The sequence below is a fragment of the Bacillus sp. JJ1773 genome (genome assembly GCF_036962035.1).
GTDB lineage: Bacteria > Bacillota > Bacilli > Bacillales > Cytobacillaceae > Cytobacillus.
The window spans coordinates 1-7,141 of sequence record NZ_JBALNX010000100.1; the positions used below are offsets into that span (position 1 = coordinate 1).

The 7,141-nt window shown below is 38.5% G+C and carries 11 protein-coding genes; 8 read left to right on the forward strand and 3 right to left on the reverse strand.

Annotated elements, in window-relative coordinates; all coding sequences use genetic code 11:
- Positions 1–138 precede the first annotated feature (138 nt).
- The 7 genes from V7127_RS22935 (at position 139) to fumC (ending at position 5,671) form a co-directional block, all read left to right on the forward strand.
- Positions 139–2,184 (forward strand): transglycosylase domain-containing protein, encoded by a 2,046-nt coding sequence (locus tag V7127_RS22935; protein WP_335490091.1) that lies wholly within the window; start codon positions 139–141, stop codon positions 2,182–2,184.
- Between the two features lie 173 nt (positions 2,185–2,357).
- Entirely contained in the window at positions 2,358–2,897 is a 540-nt protein-coding gene (gene sigY, locus V7127_RS22940; RefSeq protein ID WP_335490094.1) for an RNA polymerase sigma factor SigY, read from the forward strand.
- The gene (locus V7127_RS22945) at positions 2,872–3,201 is read left to right on the forward strand and encodes a YxlC family protein (protein WP_335490097.1); all 330 of its coding nucleotides are present in this window, start codon (positions 2,872–2,874) and stop codon (positions 3,199–3,201) included. The genes sigY and V7127_RS22945 overlap by 26 nt, the downstream gene beginning before the upstream one ends.
- Positions 3,198–3,413: a sigma-Y antisigma factor component gene (locus tag V7127_RS22950; RefSeq protein WP_335355119.1), complete on the forward strand. Its 216-nt coding sequence runs from the start codon at positions 3,198–3,200 to the stop codon at positions 3,411–3,413. Before V7127_RS22945 ends, V7127_RS22950 begins: the two co-directional genes overlap by 4 nt.
- A 6-nt stretch (positions 3,414–3,419) precedes the next feature.
- Complete coding sequence (locus tag V7127_RS22955) at positions 3,420–3,623, forward strand: hypothetical protein (RefSeq protein ID WP_335345332.1); 204 nt, start codon at positions 3,420–3,422, stop codon at positions 3,621–3,623.
- Positions 3,604–3,918, forward strand: coding sequence for a YbjQ family protein (locus V7127_RS22960; protein ID WP_335345331.1), 315 nt, complete (start codon positions 3,604–3,606; stop codon positions 3,916–3,918). The genes V7127_RS22955 and V7127_RS22960 overlap by 20 nt, the downstream gene beginning before the upstream one ends.
- 370 nt (positions 3,919–4,288) lie before the next feature.
- Complete coding sequence (gene fumC, locus V7127_RS22965) at positions 4,289–5,671, forward strand: class II fumarate hydratase (protein WP_335490099.1); 1,383 nt, start codon at positions 4,289–4,291, stop codon at positions 5,669–5,671.
- 73 nt (positions 5,672–5,744) lie between these two features.
- Here fumC and V7127_RS22970 read toward each other — a convergent pair whose 3' ends face one another.
- Entirely contained in the window at positions 5,745–5,957 is a 213-nt protein-coding gene (locus tag V7127_RS22970; RefSeq protein ID WP_335345329.1) for an alpha/beta-type small acid-soluble spore protein, read from the reverse strand.
- A 285-nt stretch (positions 5,958–6,242) separates the two neighbouring features.
- Between V7127_RS22970 and V7127_RS22975 the strand changes: the two genes are divergently transcribed.
- Positions 6,243–6,485, forward strand: a complete 243-nt coding sequence (locus V7127_RS22975) for a hypothetical protein (RefSeq protein WP_335345328.1) — start codon at positions 6,243–6,245, stop codon at positions 6,483–6,485.
- Between the two features lie 58 nt (positions 6,486–6,543).
- Here the strand turns inward: V7127_RS22975 and V7127_RS22980 are convergent, their stop codons facing one another.
- Together V7127_RS22980 and V7127_RS22985 are read right to left on the reverse strand one after the other, a co-directional pair.
- Positions 6,544–6,729 (reverse strand): hypothetical protein, encoded by a 186-nt coding sequence (locus tag V7127_RS22980; protein WP_335345327.1) that lies wholly within the window; start codon positions 6,727–6,729, stop codon positions 6,544–6,546.
- 65 nt (positions 6,730–6,794) lie between these two features.
- Positions 6,795–7,007, reverse strand: a complete 213-nt coding sequence (locus V7127_RS22985) for a YheE family protein (protein ID WP_335345326.1) — start codon at positions 7,005–7,007, stop codon at positions 6,795–6,797.
- Positions 7,008–7,141 lie beyond the last annotated feature (134 nt).

Consider the following 7,141-nt stretch of genomic DNA (forward strand, 5'->3'; position numbering starts at 1 on the left):
AACTAACAATCAGTGGGGAAAAAGGCACCCCACTGATTGAAGTTTCACTTTATAACCCCCATAAAAAGAAATAATCTGCCGAATTCCTTTATAGTATCATCATAGTTTTAGACATCTTTGACCAACTATGGAGGAAATATGAGGAAAAAACAATCTATTTATAGTAAGGTCCAGAAATTTTGGAAGCAGAAACATATGACTCAAATTGCTATCCTGTCTGCATCAACCGCAGTATTAGCATTTTTGGGCTTTTTTTATTATTACGCAAACGGGGCAAATATTAGTTCGCTAGAACGCGGTCTTGCACAGTCCACTGTTATATATGATTTGAACGGAGAAGTTGCAAGCAAAATATCTGCTAATAAAGTCGAAGGAATATCGATTAAGGAAATTCCAGAGCATATGAAAAATGCGGTAATCGCCATTGAGGATCACCGTTTCTATGAGCATAATGGTGTTGATTTTACGAGTATTGGCAGAGCATTCTTCCGAAACATGAAGGCTGGAGAAATTGTCGAAGGCGGCAGCACAATTACACAGCAACTGACAAAAAATGCATTGCTATCAGCAGAAAAGACATATAAGCGAAAAATAGAAGAATTTTTTCTTGCAAGGGAAATTGAGAAACAGTTTACAAAAGACGAGATTCTGCAGATGTATTTGAATGAGATTTATTTTGGTGAGGGTGCTTGGGGGATTAAGCGAGCAGCAATGAAGTATTTCGGTAAGGATGTCAAGGACTTGACGATTAGTGAGGCAGCTTTATTAGCCGGCTTAATCAAAGCTCCTTCTGTGATTAACCCTTACAAAAATGAAAAGGCAGCACTAGATCGCAGAAACATTGTACTGGCACAAATGAAAACCAATGGTTTTATTTCAGAAAACCAATGGAAAGAAGCGAAAAATGAACAATTAGTTTTTGACGATAAAGGGGGAGATCCATTCAAGGGGAAATATCCGTATTATGTTGACTTTGTTCTAGAGGAAGGGATGAAGAAATACGGTCTAACTCTTGATGAATTACTAACCGGCGGTTATCAGATCTATACGGAGCTTGATCCATTCATGCAGTCGGCAGCGGAAGAAACGTATCGTGACGATTCCATGTTTCCAGCAGGGAAAGGGGATCGATTGGTTCAAAGCGGGGCTATTCTTATTGATCCGAAAAGCGGGGGTGTTCGTGCATTGGTTGGAGGCAGGGGGGAGCATACACTCCTTGGTCACAACCGGGCGATTCATCCGGTAGGTCAGCCTGGCTCAACAATGAAGCCACTTGTCCCTTATACGCCAGCACTTGAAAATGGCTGGGATATTTCAGATGTATTAAAGGATGAAAAAATAAAGTTTGGAGATTATGAGCCAAATAATTATAATTTCAAATTCCGCGGTCAGGTTCCGATGTATGAAGCAGTTAAAGATTCCTTAAATATTCCTGCAGTATGGCTCCTCAACGAAATCGGTGTTGATAAAGGAATTGACGCGGCAAAAAGGTTTGGAATTCCGGAAGACGCGATCAACAATAACCTTGCCCTGGCACTTGGCGGAACAAATAAGGGGGTATCCCCATTAAATATGGCTGAAGCTTACACTGTTTTTGCTAACAGCGGGGAAAAGGCTGACGCGCATTCGATCGTAAAAATTGTTGACTCCAATGGTGACACCATTGCTAATTGGGATGATAAGAAAACTAGGGTAACAACGAAAGAGGTTACCGATAAGATCACAACGATGCTGCTTGGTGTTGTAGAGCAAGGTTCTGGAAGAGCAGCTCAGATTCCCGGGAGAGAGGTAGCCGGTAAAACGGGTTCAACACAGGTTCCCATTGAAGGGGTAAATGGGATAAAGGATCAATGGTTCGTAGGTTATACTCCTCAGCTTGTTGGCGCTGTATGGGTAGGATATGATCGGACAGACAAGGATCACTATTTAACAACTACGAGCGGAGAGGGAACTGCACCAATTTTCAAGGCCATCATGTCTAAAGCCTTGCAAAATCAAGAAGCAATTTCTTTCGGCGTCCCGCATATTTCCTCTTTAATCGAAAAGAAAAAGCAAGAAGAGAAGTTTAATTCATTTGATAAAGGTTTCATGAAAAATAAAGAAAAGTGGGAAAAGAAAATAGAAAAAGAAAAGAAAAAGTGGGAGAAGAAACGGAAGAAAAATAAAGGGAAAAAACATGATTAGAAGAAACTTGGCATTTTTCGCCAAGTTTTTTTAAATTTTCCATGTTTTTTTATGAAAAAAATTTATAATAGATGTGAACGATTATTTATTATCAAGCGTCTAATTTATAATGCTTCTTAGAAAAATCATTTGTTAAGAAGGCGGGACGATACGAAGGAGAGGAACATAGCCAGATGGAGGAGAAAGAGCTCATACATAGCGCGAAATCAGGCAATAAACGCGCTCTAGCCATGCTTTTTCAAAATAATTACCCCTTCTTAGTTAAGTATTTAATTAAAGTTACAATGAATCCAGATACAGCAGAAGAGCTTGCACAGGAGACAATGGCTAAATGTATTGANNAATCAAAGTTTTCTTCCTGGCTTATTTCAATTGCTACGAATTTATATATTGATCAGCAGCGGAGAAAGAAAAGAGAAAAAGCATACCAGATGGATGAAGAACAATACAGAAAGCTAAAATGGCATTTGGAAACGAGGAATGAAGAATGGAATGATGCCATGTCCGCCTTAGGAAAATTGGCGGATGATGTAAGGATTCCGATCATATTAAGACATTATTATGGCTATTCCTATGATGAGATTGGGGAGTGGATGAAGCTATCCCCTGGTACGATAAAGTCAAGAGTTCATAACGGAATTATGGCTGTCAGGAAGGAGCTGAGAATAAATGACGAGAGAGAGAGACATGAGAGAAAATCTACATCAAGATGAAGATTTATTATTCGTCATGAAAGAAATTGAGCACGGCCTAGAAAAAATTGATCAAGGTACACCTATTCATACGCCAAGTTTAGAGTGGTTTGAGAATTTGATTGTCGAAGAGAAGAAAAATTTAAAAAAGAAGCTTATTTTCGATGCTTCACTTTTCGCAATCATTGCACTAATTATATTAAGCGGCATTTTATTTGCCCTGTACCGTGTTCCAATTGTCTTTTTCACGATACAAGGTCTTACTATAATGTTTATTATTGGATTCGTGTCATTTCAGTACGTTAAACAGGTGAAGGAAACATGAATGAGGAAGTTTCTTTTCCGTTACTTATGGTTGTTGCCGTCATTTTGATCAGTCAAAGTACTTTTCTATTCATAAATGCAAGGAAACATGGACATAACTATTGGCTTTGGGGAATTATCGGCTTAATCCAGGCGCCGCTTCCCACATTAGTTTATTTACTGTTTGTAAGGAAACTGTGGAAAAAGAAGAAAAAGTCTCATTTAAGGGAATGAAGATTTATGGGGAAACTAAAGCAGCTGTTTCTGCTGTTAACAGTCGTAAGCCAAATAATTGGATTGGTTATGCTGTTTATCAATATTAAAATAGCCATTTTGATTTATGTCATATACGCTGTTCTGTTTTTACTTATTTTTATCATATTAATCATGGAAAGACAGAAAGAAAAAGAGGAGGAAAAACGTAATGATTATCGTAACTATTGATTCTGTTCCGGGGAAGGAAATTAAAGATTTAAAAGGGTTTGTCAGAGGAGGCTGCATTCAATCTAAGCATATCGGCAAGGATATTATGGCTGGCTTACGGACTATTGTAGGCGGAGAAATAAGTGAATACACGGAGATGATGGAAGAAGCAAGACAGAAGGCCATTGGCAGAATGGTAGAAGATGCTAGGTCAAAGGGAGCGAATGCGATTATAGGCATGCGTCTGCAATCTTCAGCAGTTATGCAGAATGCATCAGAAATTATTGCATATGGAACGGCTGTTTATGTTGAATAAGTTATGCAAAGAGATCGTAAACAGGTGAGCAAAGAGTTCATAAATATGTCACCTTCTTGTCACGAAATGTTCCTATCTATACATAAAATTAACCCTCTTTCTATGCTATTTTTAACGTATAAATAGAATCAGGGGGAATATAAAATGGAACAGCTTTCAATTACATTAGTTATTGCCAGTATTATGGTCCTTGGTTATTTTATCGGATATACAGTTGTGAAACACTAAAAACTGCTTGCTCATGCAAAGCAGTTTTTTTTTATGTCTAGCCCTAACGCCTACCCTTTTCTAAGTTACCGATAAAAGTCTAAAAATAGGGAATAGAATATAAGGGAAGGGAATTATTTAAACATTACCAAGGAGTGGTTTCATGGAAAACTTTCGGATTGAAAGAGATACGCTTGGGGAAATAAAGGTTCAAGCGGATAAATATTGGGGTGCACAAACCCAAAGAAGCCGGGAAAACTTTCGTATTGGCATTGAAAAAATGCCGATGGAGGTTATTTATGGCTTTGCCCAAATTAAAAATGCAGCTGCTATTGTAAACAATAGGCTAGGAAAATTATCGGAAGTAAAAAAGGAGGCCATTGTTCAGGCAACCGTGGAAATTCTTGAAGGGAAATTTGATGATCATTTTCCACTAGTAGTCTGGCAGACAGGAAGCGGTACCCAATCCAATATGAACGTAAACGAAGTCGTGGCAAGAAGAGCAAATGAGTTCCTGCAGGCAAAAGGAGCTTCAAATACGAAGGTGCATCCTAATGACGATGTGAATATGTCCCAGAGTTCGAACGATACGTTCCCAACAGCGATGCATGTAGCAGCATATATCGAAATAGCCGAAAAGCTGATTCCTTCACTTCAAGCATTGAAGAAAACCGTCCATCAAAAGGAAGAGGCTTTTCAAGCGATTGTGAAAATTGGAAGGACTCATTTACAGGATGCTACCCCATTGACATTAGGTCAGGAAATAAGCGGCTGGCGCGCTATGCTTGATAAAAGCGAGCGGATGATTTCGGAAGCAATGGATCATTTACTAGATCTTGCCATTGGGGGAACAGCAGTAGGTACAGGCATAAATGCAGATAAATCTTTTGGGGAAGAGGTTGCAAAAGAAATTTCGAAACGAACGGGGCATGCTTTCCGATCATCAGACAATAAGTTTCATGCCTTAACAAGCCATGATGAAATTGTTTATGTTCATGGGGCTTTAAAGGCTTTGGCTGCAGATCTCATGAAAATAGCCAATGATGTCAGATGGCTCGCTAGTGGACCTAGGAGCGGTATTGGGGAGCTTTCTATCCCCGCTAATGAACCGGGAAGCTCCATTATGCCAGGAAAGGTAAACCCGACACAAAGTGAAGCACTTACAATGATCGCATGTCAGGTTTTCGGCAATGATGCAACAATCGGTTTTGCCGCAAGCCAAGGGAATTTCGAATTAAATGTCTTTAAGCCAGTCATTATTTTCAACCTTATCCAAAGTGTTCGCCTTTTATCAGATGGAATGGATTCGTTTAATGAAAAATGCTTGCTAGGCCTAGAAGCTAATAAAGAGATTATTGCGGATCATGTAAATAGATCACTAATGCTTGTCACCGCTCTTAACCCTCATATTGGCTATGAAAAGGCAGCTGAGATTGCAAAACTGGCATTTAAAGAAAATAATACTTTAAAAGAAGCGGCCCTGAAGACTGGGCATGTTACAAGTGAACAATTCGATTTGTGGGTAGATCCTTCAAAGATGGTATAGCTAAACCTATGGAAAAGCCCCCTTTTAGAAGGGGGCTAAAGCCATATCTTATTAAATTGTGTTTAACAAATTATTATTGTTGGTAACCGCCAAGTTGTTGCTCAGCCATTTGAACTAGGCGTTTTGTAATTTCTCCTCCAACAGATCCGTTGGCACGAGATGTAGTGTCAGCACCTAAGTTTACACCAAATTCGTTAGCAATCTCATACTTCATTTGGTCAAGTGCTTGTGCTACTCCTGGTACTAGTAATTGGTTTGAGGAATTGCTTCTTGTGTTGTTGTTCATAATGGGTTCATCTCCTCATTAAATTTTATTAGTATGGTTGGGTTAGCCGGAGTTGCACCGACACAAGATAAACTTGTTACCTCTAACTGGTTTAACCCATCGGTTAGTGGAAAGTTGTTTGTGTGTCTGTGTTTACTCTATATTATGGTGTTTTTCTGATCGCTTATTCTTTTTTTGTAGTGGGAATTGTTTCCTAATGGTTTTGTCATAACTATTAAAGTATTTACGAACGATAAGGTTATGGAAAATGAATGACATAATTAAGTATGGAGTGGGGGCATAGAAATGGCTATTTGTCCAATCTGTAATGGATTTGAGGAAATAAAGACAAAATGCTCATCTTGCGGTAATCGAGTTTACGATCAAGGAAGGGTTATGGATTATTACGATGATTATAGTGCATACATGCCTATTGATCTTATGAAATTGGAAAATGGCTATCCAACTGATTACTTAAACAAAGAATGCCCACATTTATTGAAATGTTTATCATGCGGAAATCAGGAGATCTCCTTGATCAAGGAATAATTTTTACTAAAAAATAGCACCCTCATTTTGAGAAAGTGCTATTTTTTGTCATGCTTAGTTATTCAGCTGTATATGGGGGATCTTCTTCGAAAAGATCTCTAGCTTCCTCAATATTAGTTGTTTCTTCCCTCATATGTACGGAACCGCCCGACATTCCTTCATTGATCATTCGATCAATGTCTAAATATGCCTTGTCTCGTCCTTCATAATGAGAATCATCTTTTACACTTTTTTTATCAGGCATCGCTGTATGCCTCCTTTGGATTTGATATGGCTTATCATTCCAAAGAAGTTATGAAAACATACTAATCACTGATCATAAACATGAAAAAGCATTAATTCATGAATTTGTTCCATTAATATAATCTCATCTTCTCCATTTGGCGTGTTTGAGGTCCATTCGATTTTACCATTTTGATGATAAATCCCATTAAATTTCTGTTTGTTAAAGTAAAAGGAAAATTTCCATCCTGGCAATTGTTTATTTTCGTATAAAGGCTTGTATTGAAAATGCGTTAACATATCACGGCCTCCTTTGCTTTTATCGCAGATTAACGGGCAGTAAGCCCCTCACTTTAAAGGTACGAGTATGAACAATGAATTGCAAGTGGGGGACTAACTGCCCGTAAAAGCCCGATTATAGGAACACAGACTAA